11 protein-coding genes are annotated in these 18632 nt (G+C 74.9%); 3 read left to right on the top strand and 8 right to left on the bottom strand.

Annotation, left to right across the window (positions count from 1 at the left end):
• Positions 1 to 8: 8 nt before the first annotated feature.
• On the top strand, positions 9 to 506 hold the full coding sequence (locus tag ACFVN3_RS06710; RefSeq protein WP_378231887.1) for an acyl-CoA thioesterase: 498 nt from the start codon (positions 9 to 11) through the stop codon (positions 504 to 506).
• Between the two features lie 66 nt (positions 507 to 572).
• Here ACFVN3_RS06710 and ACFVN3_RS06705 read toward each other — a convergent pair whose 3' ends face one another.
• From ACFVN3_RS06705 to ACFVN3_RS06685, 5 genes are all read right to left on the bottom strand, one after another.
• Entirely contained in the window at positions 573 to 3197 is a 2625-nt protein-coding gene (locus ACFVN3_RS06705) for a glycoside hydrolase family 9 protein (RefSeq protein WP_378231885.1), read from the bottom strand.
• 101 nt (positions 3198 to 3298) lie between these two features.
• Complete coding sequence (locus ACFVN3_RS06700) at positions 3299 to 4837, bottom strand: SDR family oxidoreductase (protein WP_378231884.1); 1539 nt, start codon at positions 4835 to 4837, stop codon at positions 3299 to 3301.
• Positions 4834 to 5820 (bottom strand): DNA topoisomerase IB, encoded by a 987-nt coding sequence (locus tag ACFVN3_RS06695; RefSeq protein WP_378231882.1) that lies wholly within the window; start codon positions 5818 to 5820, stop codon positions 4834 to 4836. Before ACFVN3_RS06695 ends, ACFVN3_RS06700 begins: the two co-directional genes overlap by 4 nt.
• A gap of 110 nt (positions 5821 to 5930) precedes the next feature.
• Complete coding sequence (locus tag ACFVN3_RS06690) at positions 5931 to 8231, bottom strand: glycoside hydrolase family 6 protein (RefSeq protein ID WP_378231880.1); 2301 nt, start codon at positions 8229 to 8231, stop codon at positions 5931 to 5933.
• A gap of 109 nt (positions 8232 to 8340) precedes the next feature.
• Positions 8341 to 9447, bottom strand: coding sequence for a LacI family DNA-binding transcriptional regulator (locus ACFVN3_RS06685; RefSeq protein ID WP_378231878.1), 1107 nt, complete (start codon positions 9445 to 9447; stop codon positions 8341 to 8343).
• A gap of 149 nt (positions 9448 to 9596) precedes the next feature.
• Here ACFVN3_RS06685 and ACFVN3_RS06680 point away from each other — a divergent pair, with 149 nt between their 5' ends.
• A complete protein-coding gene (locus ACFVN3_RS06680) occupies positions 9597 to 12296 on the top strand; it encodes a substrate-binding domain-containing protein (RefSeq protein ID WP_378231876.1) in 2700 nt (899 codons plus the stop codon).
• Between the two features lie 106 nt (positions 12297 to 12402).
• Positions 12403 to 15123, top strand: coding sequence for a glycoside hydrolase family 48 protein (locus tag ACFVN3_RS06675; protein WP_378231874.1), 2721 nt, complete (start codon positions 12403 to 12405; stop codon positions 15121 to 15123).
• Between the two features lie 55 nt (positions 15124 to 15178).
• Here the strand turns inward: ACFVN3_RS06675 and ACFVN3_RS06670 are convergent, their stop codons facing one another.
• From ACFVN3_RS06670 to ptsP, 3 genes are all read right to left on the bottom strand, one after another.
• Positions 15179 to 16027: an acyl-CoA thioesterase gene (locus ACFVN3_RS06670; RefSeq protein WP_378232067.1), complete on the bottom strand. Its 849-nt coding sequence runs from the start codon at positions 16025 to 16027 to the stop codon at positions 15179 to 15181.
• A gap of 142 nt (positions 16028 to 16169) precedes the next feature.
• Positions 16170 to 16625 carry a globin gene (locus tag ACFVN3_RS06665; RefSeq protein WP_378232066.1) on the bottom strand — a complete coding sequence of 152 codons (456 nt, stop codon included), beginning with the start codon at positions 16623 to 16625 and terminating at the stop codon, positions 16170 to 16172.
• A 165-nt stretch (positions 16626 to 16790) separates the two neighbouring features.
• Positions 16791 to 18494 carry a phosphoenolpyruvate--protein phosphotransferase gene (gene ptsP, locus ACFVN3_RS06660; protein ID WP_378231872.1) on the bottom strand — a complete coding sequence of 568 codons (1704 nt, stop codon included), beginning with the start codon at positions 18492 to 18494 and terminating at the stop codon, positions 16791 to 16793.
• Positions 18495 to 18632 lie beyond the last annotated feature (138 nt).

Genomic DNA, 18632 nt, shown 5'->3' with positions numbered 1-18632 from the left:
ACCTCCGAATGACCCGCCTGCACGTCCCCGTCTCCCTGCGGTGGTCGGACCTCGACGCGTACGCCCACGTGAACAACGTCGAGATGTTCCGGCTGCTCGAGGACGCGCGCATCACGGCGTTCTGGACCCACCCCGAGGCGGGCGAGGACGCCTGGCCGACGGCTGTCCTCGAGACCGGGCCGGCCGCGACGAGCCACACGCTCGTCGCGCGGCAGGAGATCGAGTACCTGCGCCCGCTCGGCTTCACGCGCACGCCCGTGCGGGTCGAGCTGTGGATCGGGCACCTGGGCGGCGCGAGCCTGGAGGTCTGCTACGAGGTGCACGACGGCGCCGCCCGCTTCGAGCGCACCGGTCCCACCTCGGGCGGAGCCCCCTACGCGAAGGCCGTGACCACGATCGTCGTGGTCGACGCGGCGACCGGTTCACCCCGCCGCATCACGGAGACCGAGCGTGCGGCGTGGGAACCGTTCGTCGAGGAGCCGCTGACCTTCCGCCGCCGGAGATGACCGTCGCCCGCGCCGGGGAGCAGCGTCCCGACGCAGGCGACGATCATCCTCGGCCGCCGCGCGGGTTCACCCCACGCCGCACGCCGTCCCGCTCGACGCGCCGACCAGCGTGAAGCCCGCCGGCGGCGTGTTCACCCCGCCGTGCGCGACGTTCGCGCCGACCTCGACGGACGCCCCCGGGGCGAGGGTGCCGTTCCACGCGGCGGACCGCACCGTGACGTCGGCGCCCGACTGCGTCCACGTCGCGCTCCAGCCGTTCGTCACCGTCTGCCTGGACGGGAGGATGAACGCGAGCGTCCACCCGTCGAGCGGCGTGGTCCCGGTGTTCGTGAGCCGGAGGGTCACGGTCCCGCCCGAGCCCCAGTCGCTCGACGACCACCGGACGGCGCACGCGCCGGGCGCGGGACCCGTCGACGTCGCCGGGGTCGTGAAGGTCGCCGCAGGACCGGGTGCCGACGCGTTCCCGGCGCGGTCGGTCGCGACGACGGCGACGCGGTAGGTCGTCTCGGGCGCGAGACCCGTCAGGGCCTGGCTGGTGCCCGACGTGGTCGCGACCCGGACGCCGTCGACCAGCACGTCGTAGCCGGCGACGCCGCTGCCCGCGTCCGAGGAGGGCGCCCACGCGAGGGACGCCCCGGTCGCGGTGACGCCCGAGACCGTCGGCGCTCCCGGCGTCGACGGCGGCGTGGTGTCCGGCTCGACCGGACCGGACGACGGCTCGTCGCCCCACAGCAGCTCGGCACCCTCGTAGAGGGTGATGCGGGCGTTCTTCGTGAGCGTGTCGCCGGTCGCGACCTGAGCGAACGACCAGTCGTCCGAGGCGTCCCAGACGTCCGCCGTCACCCGGAACTGCACCTCGCGGCGGTGCTGGGACTGGCCGCCGGGGTAGACGACCGAGCCCGAGCAGTCGATCTCGACGAAGTACTGGTCGCCGCCCGCGTGGCCGACGCCCGCCGTCGCGCCGGGGCACTCGGAGTAGTTCGTCGTGGCGCGCAGGGTCGCCGGGTCGGCGCCGTCGTCGAGCGTGAACCAGTACCGCAGGCGGACGTCGTCGAGCACGCGCGCCGGGAAGGCCGACCGGTTGCGCAGCACGGCCTTGATCTCCGTGAACGCGGTGCCGGGCTGGTTGAGGCGCGACTCGACGAAGAACTCGTCCTGGTCAGGGGTCTCGGGCTGGGGGAAGTCGGCGAGCGGGACACCCCCGTGCTCGCCGACGAGGAACGCGAGCGCCGACGTGAAGCCGGCGTTGTAGTCCGTCGCGACCTCGTTCGCGACGTAGTCCGAGCGGCTGTCCGTGTAGGCGTCGTCCTGTGCACCCGGACCTCCGACGAGCGCGCCGTACAGCACGTGCCGCGTCGCCGCGGGCTCGGCGAGCGAGTCGAGCCACGAGCCGTGCGCGGTGCGGTGGTGCGGGTTCTGCGGCGAGCCCTCGCCGTACCCGACGACGTACGAGGCGCCGCGCGGGTTGTCGCCGAGCGCATAGCCGATCTGGCGCTCGCCGAAGTCCTGGTAGGTCTGCGCGCGGGTCGTGTCGCCGCGACCCCGCAGCCACTCGCCGTAGGTCAGCGCGACGAACGCCGTGTTCGCGGCGTAGCGCAGCGAGCCCCACGAGTCGAGGAACGCCTGCCCGCCGGGGGAGTACCGCACGCGCGACCCCTGGTACCCCGTGGTCCAGTAGTCGAGCCACCGGTTCGCGTCGTCGACGTACTGCTGCTCGCCGGTCGCCTGGGCCAGGAGCGCGTACGCACCGTACGTCTTGTCGTCCCACGCGATCGTCCAGCGGTACGACGGCGTGCTCGTCTGGTTCTCGCGCGAGAGGCCGGCGTACTCCTGCTCGGCCTTCGCGAGGTACGCCGTGTCGCCCGTCGCCTCGTACAGCCACGCCGCGCCCCACACGAGCTCGTCCTGGTAGCCGGACCACGAGTTGTAGAACGCGCCCACGGGCACGCAGTCGGAGTACTTGCCCCGGTAGGTGTCGGCGAAGGCGTAGAGCTGCTCGGCGTGCTCGACGAGCTCGGCCGCGTACGCCGGGTCGGAGTCCGCGAAGACGATCGACGACGCGGCCATGGCCGCCGCGGTCTCGCCCGCGACGTCGCTCCCGGGGCACGACCGGTCGACCTTGTACGCCGGCCGGGCCATCTGCATCGCCTCGGCGGGGCCCCACCACTTGTGGTCCGCGTCGCCGTCGCCGACCTGCGCGTAGAGCACGTCCGGCTCGGGGTGGGCCTTGATGAAGTAGTCGTTGACCCAGCGCAGCGAGTCGAGCAGCTCGTCCCGCTGGCCCGACGCCGCGTACCCGTCGGGGCTCGCGATCGCGCCCCACGCGAGCATCGTCGTCGTGAACGCCATGGGCAGCCCGAACTTCACGTGGTCGCCCGCGTCGTACCAGCCGCCCGTGAGGTCCAGCCCGACGTCGGCGCCGTCGTCGAGCGCGGAGTCGCCGCGCCAGCTCACCCGGAAGTCGTCGGGGAGGTCGCCCGAACGCTGCGCGTCGTAGAAGAACAAGGACTTCTGGAGCGCCTCGGCGTAGTTGGGCTCCGCGGCCGCCGCGGTGGCCGCTGCGTGGGCCGGCGCTGCGCTCGACGGTGGGCTCGACGCCGGGCTCGGCGCGGCAGAGGCCGGGGTCGTGGCCGCGAGGCTCGCGACGAGCAGGGCGCCCGCGGCGAGGGCCGCGGTGGGTCGTGGGTGCATGGCTGCCTCTCGGTCCGGCTGCGTCCGCGTCGACGCAGGTCCGACGCCACTGTCCGGACGCGGCGGAGCCGGGGTCAAGGACGTGCGCGACGGCGAAACGTTTAGCCGTCGTCAGCGGCGCGCTCCGCGGCGGCGGCGACGTTGCGCTGCATCCCGCCGAACACGACGCCGTGGAAGGGCTTGACCGCCCACCAGTAGAGCTGGCCCGCGAGGCCGTGCGGGTAGAACAGCGCGCGCTGCGCGAAGTAGGTCCGGCCGGGCCCGCTCGCGTCCTCGGGCGAGGGTCCGGGCGCGTCGGGGTCGGTCGCGTCGGGGAGCTCGGCGGCGGCCTCGTCGACGCGCAGCTCGAGCCAGGCGAGCCCCGGGAGGCGCATCTCGGCCCGGAGCAGCAGTCGACGACCCGGCTCGATCGCCTCGACGCGCCACCAGTCGAGCTCGTCGTCGACGCGCAGGTGCCGCTCGTCGCGCCGACCGCGACGCAGCCCGGGCCCGCCGACGGCGCGGTCCAGGAGCCCGCGCACGCGCCACGCGAGCGACCACGAGTACCAGCCGCCCTGCCCGCCGATCTCCTCGACGACGCGCCACAGCACGTCGCGCGGTGCGTCGACGACGGTCCGCCGCTCGTCGACGTACAGCGAGCCGCCGGCCCAGTCGGGGTCGCTCGGCAGCGGGTCCGACGGCGCTCCCGGGACCGAGGCCGACGACCAGCGCGTCACCACCTCACCGTCGTGGATGCGTTCCAGGGCCAGCCCGACGGCGCGGTCGAACCCGAGGAGCCCCTCGGGAGGGTCGGGCACGTACTGCCGGATGTCGTGCTCCCGGCACACGACCTCGTGCTGGAGCGACTCGACGAGCGGTCGTGCGATGCCCGACGGCACGGGCGTGACGAGCCCGACCCAGTGGCTCGAGAGCTTCGGCGTGAGCACCGGGACGCTGACGATCGCGCGGCGGGGGAGCCCGGCCACCCTCGCGTAGCGCTGCATCATGTCGCGGTACGTGAGGACGTCGGGCCCGCCGACGTCGAACGCGCGCGAGACGTCGGGCGGCATCGTCGCGGACCCCACCAGGTAGCGCAGCACGTCCCGCACCGCGATGGGCTGGATGCGGTTGTCGACCCACTTCGGCGTCGTCATGGCCGGGAGCCGCTCGGTGAGGTAGCGCATCATCTCGAACGACGCGGACCCGGAGCCGAGGATCACCGCCGCCTGCAGGACCGTCGTGGGGACGCCCGACGCGAGCAGGATCTCACCGACCTCCTTGCGCGAGGCCAGGTGGCGCGAGAGCTCACCCTCCGGGACGTCCGGGAACATCCCGCCGAGGTACACGATCCGCCCGACGCCCGCCTCGCGCGCCGCGCGCGCGAACGTCAGCGCGGTGCGGCGGTCGCGCGCCTCGAACGTGCTGCCGGTGCCGAGCGAGTGCACCAGGTAGTACGCGACGTCGGCGCCCTCGAGCGCCGCGCGGGTCTGCTCGAGGTCGGCGGCGTCGGCGGCCACCGCCTCGACGTCGTGCACCCACTCGCGCCCCGCGAGCCGCTCGGGGTGGCGTGCCAGCGCGCGCACCTCGAACCCCGCGCGCAGCAGCTCGGGCACGAGCCGCCCGCCCACGTACCCGGTGACCCCGGTGACGGCGGCCCTCATGAGAGGAGCTCCAGGAGCTCGCGCTCGGCCCGCGTCTGCGAGCGTGTGGACCCGATGGTCTCGCCGCGCTCCCACAGGTCGAACAGGCGCGGGTCGATGTACGAGGACCGCGCGACGGCGGGCGTGTTCCCGAGCTCCTCCGCGACGTCCTTGACGATCCCCGTGACGACCTTGCGCCGCGCCCGCTCGGAGGCGGGTGCAGCGCCGGCGTCCGCGAGCGCCCTCGCCGCGAGGACCGTCGCGTGCCAGGTGCGGAAGTCCTTGGGGGTCGCGTCGTCGCCGAGCCGTTCCTTGATCCCCGCCTGCACGTCGGCGCTCGTGACGTCGTGCCACCCGGCGCGCCCGTCGGGGCCGTCCTCGCGCCACGCGAGCAGCTCGACACCGCCGCGGCGCCGCTTGAGCGTCGTGACCAGGTCGGCGACCACCGGGTCGTCCACGACGACGTCGCGCACCTGGCCCGACTTCGCGGGGTAGCGGAAGTGCACGCTCCCGTCGCGCCGGACCCGCGCGTGCTCCTTGCGGATCGTCGCCAGGCCGTAGCTGTTGTTCTGCTTCGCGTAGATCTCGCCCCCGGCACGGAAGTACGCGAGGTCGAGCAGCCGGAACGCGAGGGCGAGCACCGTGTCGCGACCCATGCCGGGCTGCGCGAGCTCGCGCGCGACGCGGCGCCGGGCCGCGGGCAGGCGCCGGCCGACGTCGAGCACGTGGTCGTGCTTGCGCCGCGCGCGCCGCACCTGCCACTGCTCGTGGTAGAGGTACTGGCCGCGACCGGCGACGTCGCGCCCGAACGCCTGGATGTGCCCGTTCGGGTAGCGACAGATCCAGACGTCGGACCAGGCGGGCGGGACCGCGAGGCGCGTGCACCGCGCGAGCTCGTCCTCGTCGGTGAGCGGAAGACCCTCGATGTCGAGGAACACCCAGGCGTCGCCCTTCGGGCGCCGCGAGTACCCGAGGGAGGTCACGGACACCCGACGCAGTCGCACCCGGTCATCGTGCGGGACGCACTGCCCGCTCGCGCGTCGGGGACGCCGTGATGCGCCGCCCTCGACGCGCCGACGGCCGGGGCGCGCGCGCCCCGGCCGTCGGCGTCGGGTCAGGCGACGGTGCAGGTCGCGCCGTTGAGGGTGAACGACGTCGGCTCGGTGTTGGTCCCGGTGTGGGAGCCGTTGAAGCCGACCTCGACGCTCGCGCCCGCGCCGAGCGTGGTGTTCCACGCGGCGGGGGTCACGGTGACGGTCGAGCCGGACTGCGCGTACTGCGCGGACCAGCCCTGGGTGATGGTCTGGCCGTTCGCGAAGGCGAACGTCAGGGTCCAGCTCTGCAGGGCGGCGGCGGAGTCGTTGGTGATCCGCAGCGATCCCGTGAACCCGGTGTTCCACGAGCTCGCGGTGTACGCGACCGTGCAGGCGCCGGGCGTGCCGCCCCCCGGTGTCGTCGTCCCGGTCACCGTGCCGGAGGTCGCGGACACGTTGCCCGCCGCGTCGACGGCGCGCACCGCGTAGACGTGCGCCGTGCCTGCCGCGAGGCCCGTGTCGGTGAACGACGTCGTGGTCACCTGGGCGACCTGCGTCCCGTCGCGGAACACGCGGTAGCCCGTCACGCCGGTGTCGTCGGTGGACGCGTTCCACGCGAGCGCGACCGTGGAGGTCGTCACGCCCGAGACCCGCAGCCCGGTCGGGGCGGACGGTGCCTGGTCGTCGCCGCCCGGGCCGCCGTCCTCGTCCGTCGTCACGGTGAGCGGCGCGGACGCGGCCGAGACGTTGCCCGCGGCGTCGCGCGCCCGGACGGTCACGGTGTAGGACGTGCCCGCGTCGAGACCGGAGACCGTGAACGAGGTCGTGGCCGTCGTACCCACGGCCGTGCCGTCGACGAGCACGGTGTAGCCCGTGACGCCGCGGTCGTCGGTCGACGCGGTCCAGCTCACGCTCGCCGACGTCGTCGTGGTCGCCCCGGCCGTGAGGCCCGTCGGGACCGACGGCGGGGTCGTGTCCGCGGGGCCGCCGCTCCCGTCGCCCTCGATCGCCGGGTAGGCGTTCTCGACGAGCATCCGGAACTGGGACTCGAACCACTGACCCGCGAGCGGGGCGTCCGGCAGCGCGCCGGTGAGCTGGTTGGCGAGCTTGGGCGAGACGAACGTCGGGTCGCACATGCGGTCGAACCGCTTGCCCTGGTCGTTCGGGATGTCGGACGACGCGCCGTCGGACTCGCCCGGAGGCTTGACCCACACGTAGGCGTGCAGGTGCGACTCCGGGAAGCCCGCGGGCGAGGCCTGCGGACGCTCGCCGATCCCGGCGCCGGCCGGGTTGCACCACGCGCCGCGGTGGATGCGCTTGTCGACGCGCGACTCGTTCACGTAGGTGTTGAGGTTCGTCGACGTGCTCACCGCCGTCGGGCGGCCGTCGCCGCCCCAGCCGTTGCGCGACGTGTCGACGAGCATGCCGATCGACGCCGGGAAGCCCTCCGCGACGAGCAGGTCGTAGAGGTGCGCCGTCCAGTCGGCCTCGTCGAAGTCGGCGTTCCACTCGTAGAAGGTGGCCGAGCGCACGGGCGTGCTGCCGAGCTGGACGTCCTCGAGGAACGGCTCGTGGAGCGGCGTGGAGTTGGCCGTGTTCGTGACGAAGCCCGTGACGGACGCGTAGCCCGCCTCCGTCGACAGCACGACCTCCTTGAAGAGCTTCGCCGCCGGGCCTGCGTTGCTCGGCCAGCCCAGCCAGCCGGCGTGCGCCGCGTCGATGTAGGAGTACACGTTGCCGACGTCGTGGAGCGCGTCCAGCGCGTACTTCACGCCCTCGCGGTAGTACGGCGCGGACGCCTGGCAGTCGGGAGTGCTGATGTTCGTGATGAGGTTCGGCAACGAGTCCGGCTCGATCGTCGCGACGACGCGCAGGTCCTCGTAGGCAGGGTCGTCGAGGATGTCGGCGATGACGTCGATGTACTCGGTCTTGTACCGCGCCATGTCCGTGGCGTTCGGCTTGAGCTCGCCGTTGGACGCGAGCGCGTAGCAGTCGCGACCGGGCAGGTCGTAGATCACGAGGTTGAACACCATCGGCACGCCGGGCTGCTTCTGCTCGACCGCGGCGTCGAGGTGGTGCCGCAGGCCCGGGCCGTCGGCGTTGCCCTCGATCGCGCTGATGCGGTCCATCCAGACCGAGGTGGGCTCGTCGGCGATCGCCCGCATGCGGGACCCGAGGTCGCCGCCGGCGCGGTCGGCGGCGGCCTCGACGTTGGCGGACCAGAAGTCGTTGACGTACTGCGTGGCACCCGCGAACGGGTTGCTCACGCGGGGTTCGGCGGCGTTCGCCGGCGCGGCGGTCGCGACCAGCGGGGCGGCGAGCAGCGCGAGCGACGCGGCGACGGCCGCGCCCCTGCGCGGTCGGCTGGATCGGGATGGCACGTGGTCCTCCAAGGGTCCGGGGGCGCGGACGGGTCCGCGCACCGGGCGGCTCTGCCCGGCGGGGACAACGTGACGAACCAGGACCGTCGTCGGCTACCACGTGAAACGTTTAGGCGTCCCGCGGTGGCGCCGTCGTCCCGCGCAGGAGGAGGCGCGCGGCGGGGCGCTCGCGGTCGACGGCAGGACGGGTCGCGGCCGGGTCGGCGTCGGGGCGCGCGACCGGGCGCCCGAGGCCCAGCCGTGCGACGACGACGTCCGCGACGTGCGCTCCGAGCCGCTGGAACGGCCGGTGCACGGCGGTGAGCGCGGGGGCGACCAGCCGGCACGTCGCGGAGTCCTCGCCGGACAGCACCGACAGGTCCCACGGCACCTCGAGCCCGTGGCTCCGCCCGGCCTCGAGCACCGCGAGCGCCGCGACGTCCGTGTCGGTGAGCACGGCGGTGGGGCGCGAGTCGTGCGCGACCAGCCGCGCGGCGCGCGAGCGCGTCTCCTCCCACGTGCGGCACTCGACGACGTCGACCCGGGCCTCCGGGCCGCCCGCGTCGTGGGTCGCCGCGACCAGGGTGCGCGCCACCTCGTCCTGCGCGTCCGAGACGAGGACCGCGATCCGGCGGTGGCCGAGCTCGACGAGGTAGCGGGCCGCGCGGGCGTCCGCGTCGCCCGCGAACCAGGTCCGCACGCCCGGGGCGTCGGGGTCGGGCGGGCCGGGAGCGACCTCGACGAGCGGGATCGCGGCGTCGCGCGCGATCCGGACCCGAGGGTCGTGCGCGTGGGCGTCGACCACGACGTACGCGGCGTGCCGCCGCTCGGACCAGCCCGCCTCGAGCTCCCGGGCGCCCTCGTCGCGGTCGTCGGCGACCTCGAGGCCGAGGGCGAGGTCGTGCTCCGCGAGGACGGCGCGCATGCCGGCGGCCAGCGCGAGGGCGCGTACGGGACCGGCCGCCCCCTCCGCCGCGTGCACGACCTGGAGCGCCACGCTGCGGGCGCTGGCGCGCAGCGAGCGGGCGGCCGCGCTCGGGCGCCAGCCGAGATCGGCAGCGGTGCGCAGGACGTGTCGGCGGGTCCGCTCGGAGACGCCCGGGCGGCCGTTGAGCGCGTAGGAGACGACGGCGATCGAGACCCCCGCGGCGCGCGCGACGTCGGTGATCGTGATGCGCCGTTCGGTGGGGCTGGTGGGGCGTGGCGAGGGTGCTCCGCCGGGGGAGTTGGTGGTCACGCTCCCACACTGTGCCCGGTTTGGGTGCATGATGCCTACCAGGACTCGGTGACGATGACGTGACGGGGACGGTGACGAGGATGTCGACGGACGCGACGAGGCGCCCGAGACAGGCGGGGGAGCACCTGACGTTCGGTGTGCTGTGCCCCGTGGTCGGAGGCTTCTACTTCGGGCGGTCCCTGGCGGGGATCGCCCGGGTCCTGCGGGCGCACGGGCACCGGGTGGTCGCCCTCCAGACCTACCCGGCGGACCTCGACCGCGACGAGTTCCCCGGCCCGCCGGGCCGCCGGCCGCTGCTCGGCCGCTCGTCGTTCGACGGGTTCGTGGTCATGACGACCGCGCTCGCGGACGCCGAGCTGCGCGAGCTGGACGCGTCGGGCATCCCGCTCGTGCTCCTCGGGGTGCGCGCCGACGGGCTGCGCGCTCCCGCGGTGTCGCCCGACAACGCGGGCGGCGTCCGTGCCGCCGTCGACCACCTCGTCGAGCACGGCCACCGGCGCATCGGCTTCGTGGGTAACACCGAGCAGCGCGACACGCTCGAGCGCTACGACGCCTACCGCGCGGCGCTGGCGGCGCACGACCTCGCGTGGTCGCCCTCGTGGGTCTACCGCACGCGCGACAACCAGGAGGCGAGCGCCGAGGCCGTCGCGCGGCGGCTCGCGTCCCGAGGCCTGCCGACGACGGCGACGCTCGCCGCGACCGACCGCAACGCCATCGGCTTCATGCGCGGGCTCCAGGCCAGCGGGTTCGAGCTGCCGGCGGAGCAGGCGGTGGTGGGGTTCGACCACGCCGACTCGGGCGCGCGCTCGCGTCCTCGCCTGTCGACGGTCGACCCCCTGCACGACCAGGTCGGCGAGCGGGTGGCGGAGCTTCTCGTCGCGCGGGCGCGGGGCGAGAACGTGGGCAGGGAGAACCGGCTGGGGCGTGCGGCCCTCATCCGGCGCGAGTCGTGCGGGTGCCTGGAGGGGACGCAGGGCGAGCTCATCGGCGCCCCGGCCGCCCGGTCCGCGGCCGTGGCGGCGCCTGCCGACCCGGAGCGGCCCCTCGACGACGTCGCCCGCGTCGTCTTCGCCTCCGTCCTCGAACGGTCGGACGCGCGCGGCGTCCTGCGCCGACGCGGGCCGGACGGGGGCCAGCGCCCCGCCCCGGTCGACGCGTGGCTCCTGGTGCTCCGGCACCTGCTCCGGGGTGCCGCGGAGACGGGCGCCGTCCCGCCGGCCGCGGCGCTGCGCTCGCTCGCGGACCGGACGGCGGCCCTGCGCCCGTCGCAGGAGGCGCTCGAGCAGTTCGTGCCCGCCCTCGAGACCGAGGTCACCGCGCTCGTGCGCGACGTGCGGCGGCGCCGCCCGGGAGCCCGCGCGTCCCAGCTCGGCCGGACCGTCCTGTCGCGCGGTGCCCACCGGGACGCCCCGGCGAGCTCCGCCGCCGCGCGCGCCGAGGCCGTCCGGGCGACCGCGGCCGAGGTGGTCGTCGCCGTCGCCCGCGGGTGCGCGCACGGGACCGTCGCGCGCACGGGACGGCTCGAGCAGGACCTGGTGGACCTCTACGAGGTCGACCTCGGCCTGCTGCGCGGTGACGAAGCAGGGCTGCGTCGTCTCGACTGGCTCCCTCGCGGCGTGGGCGGGACGGCGGCCCTCGCGCTGTGGGAGGACGCCGACGACGGCTCCGGTCGCCGTGTGCTGCGGGTCGTCGGGGTGCGCGGCGGCGGGACGGCTGTCGAGCGGCTCGTGGGGACGGTCCTGCCGACCGCGCAGTTCCCGCCGCGCGAGCTTCTCGACCCGCGGTCGCTCACGGTCGTCGCGCCCGTCGCGTTCGGTCGCTCCGACTGGGGCTTCCTCGTGGTGGGCGGCCTCGTGGACACGCGGACGACGAGCACCCGCGAGCGGTACAACCACTGGGCGGCGATGCTCGCGGTCGCGCTCGACCGGGAGACCCTGGTCAGCTCGCTGCAGGAGCAGCAGCACGCGCTGGCCGACGCGGCCGACCGGGTCCGCGAGCTGGCGCTCGAGGTCGAGGCGGGGGCCGAGCGGGCCGCGCTCGTGTCCATCGCGGCCCACGACGGCACGTGGGACTGGGACGTCGAGACGGGCACCGTGCGCTGGTCGCCGGCGTGGGCGCGGATCGTGGGCTGCGACGTGGGCGACCTCCGGGACGACCCCGAGGAGTGGCTCGGCCGCGTGCACCCCGACGACCTCCAGGCCGTGCACGCGGCCGTCGCCGCGCAGCTCGCGGGCACGACCGAGCCGCTCGACGTCGAGCACCGCCTCCGGTGCTCCGACGGCGAGCACGTGCGCGTCCGCTGCCGCGCCGTGACGGTGCACGACGCCGGCGGGCGCCCGGCCCGCATGGTCGGAGCCCTGGCCGTCCTGTCCGACGTCGAGCGGTACCGCAGCGAGCTGCGCGAGCGGGCGCTCGTCGACCCCGACTCGGGGGTGCTGCACCGCACCTTGTTCGTGGACCGGCTCGAGCAGGCGATCGGGCGTGGCGGGCGGGTCGAGGGGTACGGCGCGCACGTCCTGGCCGTCGGGCTCGAGGCGCCTCCGACGGTCCCCACGATCCACCGCCTCGGCGGCGCGCTGGGCCCGGCGGGCTCGCTGTGCGTGCTCGCGCCGACCGACCTCGTGGTGCTCCTCGACGGCGTGTCCGACGACGCGGCCCGCCACGCCGCGGTCCGCGCGGCGGGGGCGTGCGGGTCCGCGCTCGTCGAGCACCTGGGCGACGTCACGGGGTGTCCGGACGCTCTCGAGGTGCTGCGCCGGGCCGGGGTGGCGCTCGCGCGACGCCGGGCCCGCGCGCACGGCACCGTCGTGCCGTGGTCGGCGCCGTCCGAAACGTTTCGTGCGTTGTGACGGCCGGTCGCGGGCGCCGAGAGTCGACCGACCCGCGGGGTGGGGGGAGCCGACGACGGCGCCCCCGCGACCGCCGCCGCGGGGCTCGACGACGAGAGGGAGCACGATGCCACGCACGTCCCGGCGCGCAGCGCCACCACCCACCGCCCCGCACGCGCGAGCCGCGCGCGGCCGGCGCACGACGGCGGCCGCGCTCGCCGCGGGCGTCGCGCTCGCGGCGCTCGCCACCGTCCCCCCGGCGAGCGCCGACCCTGCGGAACCCCGGTCCACGACGGCGTCGACGGCCGCGGCGCTCGTCGACGGCGAGTACACGCAGCGCTTCCTGGAGCTGTACGCCAAGATCCACGACCCGACGAACGGGTACTTCTCGCCCCAGGGCATCCCGTACCACGCCGTCGAGACGCTCATGGTCGAGGCGCCGGACTACGGGCACGAGACGACGTCGGAGGCGTACTCCTTCTGGCTGTGGCTCGAGACGTCGTACGGGCAGGTGACCGGCGACTGGGAGCCGTTCAACCACGCCTGGGACACGCTCGAGGCGTACATGATCCCCACCACGGAGAACCAGCCCACCAACGGGGCGTACAACCCCGCCAAGCCTGCGACGTACGCGCCGGAGTTCAACCACCCGAGCCAGTACCCGTCGCAGCTCGACACGTCGGTCTCCGTCGGCTCCGACCCGATCGCGGCCGAGCTGCGGTCGACCTACGGCACGCCCGAGGTCTACGGCATGCACTGGCTCGCCGACGTCGACAACGTGTACGGCTTCGGTGCCGCACCGGGCTCCTCGACGCTGCTCGGGCCGGATCACGAGGGCACGTCGTACATCAACACGTTCCAGCGCGGCCCGCAGGAGTCCGTCTGGGAGACGGTGCCTCAGCCGTCGATCGACGACTTCAGCTACGGCGGCGAGAACGGCTACCTCGACCTCTTCACGGGCGACGCGTCGTACGCGAAGCAGTGGAAGTACACCAACGCGCCCGACGCCGACGCGCGCGCGGTCGAGGCGGCCTACTGGGCGAACAAGTTCGCGACCGAGCAGGGCCAGCCCGAGGCCGTCGCCGACACGGTCGGCAAGGCCTCGAAGATGGGCGACTACCTGCGCTACGCGCTGTTCGACAAGTACTTCAAGACGCCGGGCTGCGAGTCCACGTCGTGCGCCGCGGGGTCGGGCCGGAACAGCGCGCACTACCTCCTGTCCTGGTACTACGCGTGGGGCGGCGCGCTCGACACCTCCGGCCCGTGGGCCTGGCGCATCGGGTCGAGCCACGCGCACTTCGGGTACCAGAACCCGATGGCGGCCTGGGCGCTCGCGAACGACCCGGCGCTCCAGCCGGCCTCGCCCACGGCGAGCGACGACTGGGGCACGAGCCTCGACCGCCAGATCGAGCTCTTCCAGTGGCTCCAGTCGCCCGAGGGCGGGATCGCGGGCGGCAGCACGAACTCGTGGGACGGCCACTATGCCGACCGCCCCGACGACGTCGCGACGTTCTACGGCATGGCGTACACCGAGGCGCCCGTCTACCACGACCCGCCGTCCAACTCGTGGATGGGCATGCAGGGCTGGGGGGTCGAGCGGATCGCGCAGCTCTACGAGGAGACGGGCGACGAGCGCGCCGAGGGGATCCTCGACAAATGGGTGCCGTGGGTGATCGACCACGTCACCGTCAAAGACGACTCCTGGCAGATCCCGTCCAACCTCGCGTGGTCGGGACAGCCCGACGACTGGGACCCCGAGAACCCGGGAGACAACGCGGGCCTGAGCGTCGAGGTGACGGGCTACGGCCAGGACGTCGGCGTCGCCGGCGCCCTCGCCCGCTCGCTCATGTACTACGCGGCCGGCGGCGAGGGGCCGCAGCACGACGCGGCGCAGCAGGTCGCGCGCGACCTGCTCGACGCGATCTGGGAGCAGAACAGCGACCCGGTCGGCGTCGCGACGACCGAGACGCGCGGGGACTACGCGCGCTTCGACGACGTCCTCACGTCGAGCACCGGCAACGGGACCTACGTACCGGCCGGGTGGACGGGGACCATGCCGAACGGCGACGTGATCGAGCCCGGCGTGTCGTTCCTCGACCTGCGGTCGTTCTACCTCGACGACCCGGACTGGTCGAAGGTCCAGGCGCACCTCGACGGCGGGCCGGCGCCGGAGTTCACGTACCACCGGTTCTGGGCCCAGACCGCCGTCGCGACGGCGCTCGCCGACTACGACCGGCTGTTCGGCGAGGACGTCCCGACCGAGCCGGACACCGAGCCGCCGACGACGCCCGCCGACCTCGCCGTGACGGGGACGACGGCGACGACCGCGTCGCTGTCGTGGACGGCGTCGACGGACGACGTGCGCGTGGTCGCCTACGACGTGCTGCGCGACGAGGTGGTCGTCGGGTCCACGGCTCGCACCGCGTACACCGACGAGGACCTCGCGCCGGAGACCACCTACCGGTACACGGTGCGGGCGCGCGACGCGGCGGGGAACATCTCGCCCGTCTCGCTCGCGGCCCAGGCGACCACGCTCGAGGACGACGGGGGACCGGAGCCCGGAACCTGCACGGCGACCTACGCGACGCGCGGGTCGTGGCAGGGCGGGTATCAGGGCGAGGTCACGGTGACGGCCGGACCGTCCGGCGTCTCGGGCTGGACCGTCTCGCTCGACCTCGCGCCCGGCGGCCTGTCCCAGGCCTGGAACGCGACGACGAGCGTGAGCGGGAGCGTCCTGACCGCGACGAACGTCGGCTGGAACGGCACGCTCGCCGCCGGCGGGAGCACGTCGTTCGGGTTCATCGGCACGGGTGCGCCGCCGTCGTCGTCGACGGTCGCGTGCGGCTGACACCGGGCTGACACCCGGCTGAGAACCGCGGTGAGGGCGGTCCGCCTCCCGGTGCTCACAGCGCCGGGAGGCGGACCATGCCCTCCTGCGCGATGGACGCGACGAGCGTCCCGTCCTGCGCGAACACGCGCGCCGCGCCGAGCCCGCGGCCGCCCTGGGCGCTCGACGCCGACTGGACGTAGAGCAGCCAGTCGTCGACGCGCGCGTCGCGGTGCCACCACATCGCGTGGTCGAGGCTCGCGATCGACAGGTCGGGCGTGACCCAGCTCGTGCCCGACTGGCGCAGGATCGGCTCGAGCATCACCTGGTCGCACGCGTACGCCATGAGCGCGCGGTGCAGCAGCTGGTCGTCGCCGACGTCGCCGCGCGCCCGCATCCACACCATCTGGTGGTCCTTGGGCTCGTGGTCGGGACCGAGGTAGAGCGAGCCGCCCACGTGCCGCAGCTCGAACGCCGAGTGGTGCGACCAGAAGCGCGCGATCGGGTGGTCGATGCCGCCGAGCACGTCGAGCGCGGACGGCACCTCCTCCGGGGCGGGGGCGTCGGGCATCGGCGACGAGTGCTCGATGCCGCCCTGGTCCTCCTGGAACGAGGCGATCATCGACAGGATCGGCTTGCCGTGCTGGATCGCGTGCGTGCGGCGCGCGCTGAACGAGCGCCCGTCCCGCAGCCGCTCGACCGCGAAGTCGATCGGGACGTCGAGACCGCCGGGTCGCAGGAAGTAGCCGTGCAGGGAGTGGGGGAGACGACCCTCGGGGACGGTGCGCCCCGCGGCGAGGACGGCCTGCGCGAGCACCTGGCCTCCGTAGACCCGGCCCGTCGGCTGGTGCACGCTCTCGCCGCGGAAGTGCTCGGGGTCGGCGGCCGACCCGTCGCCGTCGCCGACGCGCTCGAGGCGCAGCACGTCGAGGAGGTGGCTCAGCGGGTTGGGGACCTGCGCGCGCGGGGCGGCGTCCGACGTCGGGCCGGGGGAGGCCGAGGAGGTCGACGGCGGCGTGGGCTCGGGGGTCACGGGTGGGGGCTCCTTCGCTCGGGCGGCGGGTCGGTCAGTCCTCGAAGGTGTTGAGGAGCGAGTGCGCCGCGCGCTCCAGATAGTCCCACAGCGTCGCCTCCTGGATCGGAGGCAGGTCGAGGGTGTCGACCGCGGCGCGCATGTGCGCGAGCCAGCGGTCCCGCGCCTCGGGGTTGACCTTGAACGGCGCGTGCCGCATCCGCAGTCGCGGGTGCCCGCGCTGCTCGCTGTACGTCGTCGGGCCGCCCCAGTACTGCTCGAGGAACGCCGTGAGGCGCCAGCGCGCCGGGCCGAGGTCCTGCTCGGGATACATCGGCCGCATGACCGGGTCGTCCGCGACGCCTTCGTAGAACGCGTCGACGAGGCGGACGAAGGTCTCGTGGCCGCCGACCTCGTCGTAGAACGTGCGGCTCGGGCGGACCGGCGCTGGGTCGTTCGTCGTGCCGTTCGTCGTGCCGGTCGTCGTGCTGGTCGACGGGCCGCCGGACATGCCGGCGACGGGCAGCGACGTGCGGGGGCTGGGCTCGGTCGTCACCCGCCCATCATCGCACCGGGCACGGCCCTGTCCGGCTCGAGCGCGGGGACCGGGGTGCACGTCACACGGGGGCGTCCCCGCGGCGCTCGCCGTGACGAGCGCCGCACCGCGCCGTCGACGTCAGAGGCCGAGCTCGGCGAGCACCGGGAGGTTCTCGCGGACGACGGCGCGGGCCTCCGCCGCGCTCTCCGCCTCGACCGCGAGCCGCGCGAGCCGTCGGCACTCGTCGAGGTCCACCTCGCGCAGGAGCGCGGCGACGTCGGGGATCGCCCGGGCCGTCATGGAAAGCGACGACACCCCGAGCCCCACGAGCACGACGGCGAGCACCGGCTGCGAGGCCGCCTCGCCGCAGACCCCCACGGGCCGGCCCTGCTGGGCCCCGCCCGCGCACGTCGCCTCGACGAGCCGGAGCACGGCGGGCTGCCACGGGTCGCTCAGCTCCGCGAGCGAGCCCAGGAGGCGGTCGGCCGCCATCGTGTACTGCGTGAGGTCGTTCGTGCCGATCGAGGCGAAGGCGGCGCGCGCGAGGATCGGCCCGGAGAGCAGGGCGGCGCTCGGGACCTCGACCATGACGCCCGCGACGTCGAGGCCGTGGGCCCGGCAGCGCTCGACGAACCACTCGGTCTCGCCCACCGTCGAGACCATGGGCGCCATGACCCACACCTCGGCCTCCTCCGCGGCGGCGGCCTGCGCGATCGCGTCGAGCTGCTGCTCGAGCAGGTCCGGCCAGCGCGCGGCCGTGCGCAGCCCGCGCACGCCGAGCGCCGGGTTCTCCTCGTCGTCGACGGTGAGGAAGTGCAGCGGCTTGTCGGCCCCCGAGTCGAGCGTGCGGATGACGACCTTGCGGCCGCCGAACTCGCGGAACACCGTGCGGTACGCCGTGACCTGCTCCTCGACGGTCGGGGGCTGCTCGCGGTCGAGGAAGCAGAACTCGGAGCGGAACAGCCCCACGCCCTCCGCGCCCGCCGCGGCCGCGGGCGCCGCGCCCGCGGGGTCGCCGACGTTCGCGAGGAGCTGCACGCGGTGCCCGTCGCGCGTGCGCCCGGTGCCGTCGAACGTGCGCACCCGCAGCGAGCGCGCCCGCGCCGCGGCGACCTGCTCCTCGGACGGGTGCACGACCACGGTCCCGGCGGCGCCGTCGACGAGGACGACGTCCTCCGGCGCGAGCGCGGCGCTCGCCCCGGTCGCCGCGACGACCGCGGGGATGCCCTTGGCGTTCGCCACGATCGCGGTGTGCGACGTCGGCCCGGCACCGTCGGTGACGATCGCGAGCACGCGTGCGGGGTCGAGGGCGGCGGTGGCCGACGGTGCGAGGTCGGGCGCGACGAGCACGAACGGCTCCGCGTGCTCGGGCACGCCGGGCGCGGGGCGGTCCGTGAGCGCCGCGACGAGCCGGTCGCGCACGTCCGCGACGTCGCGGGCGCGCTCCGCGAAGTACCCGCCCAGCTCGGTGAACTGCCGCACGACCTCCTCCGCGGCCTCCCACACCGCGCGCTCGGGCACCAGGTGCTCGTCGAGGACGCGGCGCCGCGCGTCGGCGGCCAGCGTGGGGTCGACCGCCATCGCGGCCGTCGCCTCGAGCACGTCGCGCGTGTCGCCGTCGGCGGCGTCCGCCGCGCGCTGGAGGTCGGCGGCGACCTGCGCGGCCGCGGCGTCGACACGCCGGGCCTGCGCCTCGTGGTCCTCACGCGGGCCCATCCGGAGCCCGGGTGCAGGCTCCGCGATCGGCTCCGGCATGAGCACCACGGGCCCGACCACCGTGCCGGGGCACACGCCGATGCCTGTGATGACCTGCTGTGCCTCGTCCTGAACTCCGCCCGTCACGACCTCGCTCCTGTCCGTCTCGGGCGTGCGACCCGGGTGCCCGGGCCGGTGCGCACGCGTGCCCGCCACCGTCCCGACCGTCGCACACGCTCGGCACACGTCTGTTGCGCCGTGGTTGCGGGCCCGCGTCGATCCGGT

This window comes from Cellulosimicrobium sp. NPDC057862 (genome assembly GCF_042797035.1).
Lineage (GTDB): Bacteria > Actinomycetota > Actinomycetes > Actinomycetales > Cellulomonadaceae > Cellulosimicrobium.
The sequence above is the reverse complement of the archived record's forward strand: the minus strand, read 5'-3'. Positions and strand labels throughout refer to the sequence as shown.

Coding starts and splice junctions, on each gene's coding strand:
- ACFVN3_RS06710 (WP_378231887.1), top strand. CDS start 9: ATGACCCGCCTGCACGTCCCCGTCTCCCTGCGGTGGTCGGACCTCGAC.
- ACFVN3_RS06705 (WP_378231885.1), bottom strand. CDS start 3,197: ATGCACCCACGACCCACCGCGGCCCTCGCCGCGGGCGCCCTGCTCGTC.
- ACFVN3_RS06700 (WP_378231884.1), bottom strand. CDS start 4,837: ATGAGGGCCGCCGTCACCGGGGTCACCGGGTACGTGGGCGGGCGGCTC.
- ACFVN3_RS06675 (WP_378231874.1), top strand. CDS start 12,403: ATGCCACGCACGTCCCGGCGCGCAGCGCCACCACCCACCGCCCCGCAC.
- ACFVN3_RS06665 (WP_378232066.1), bottom strand. CDS start 16,625: ATGTCCGGCGGCCCGTCGACCAGCACGACGACCGGCACGACGAACGGC.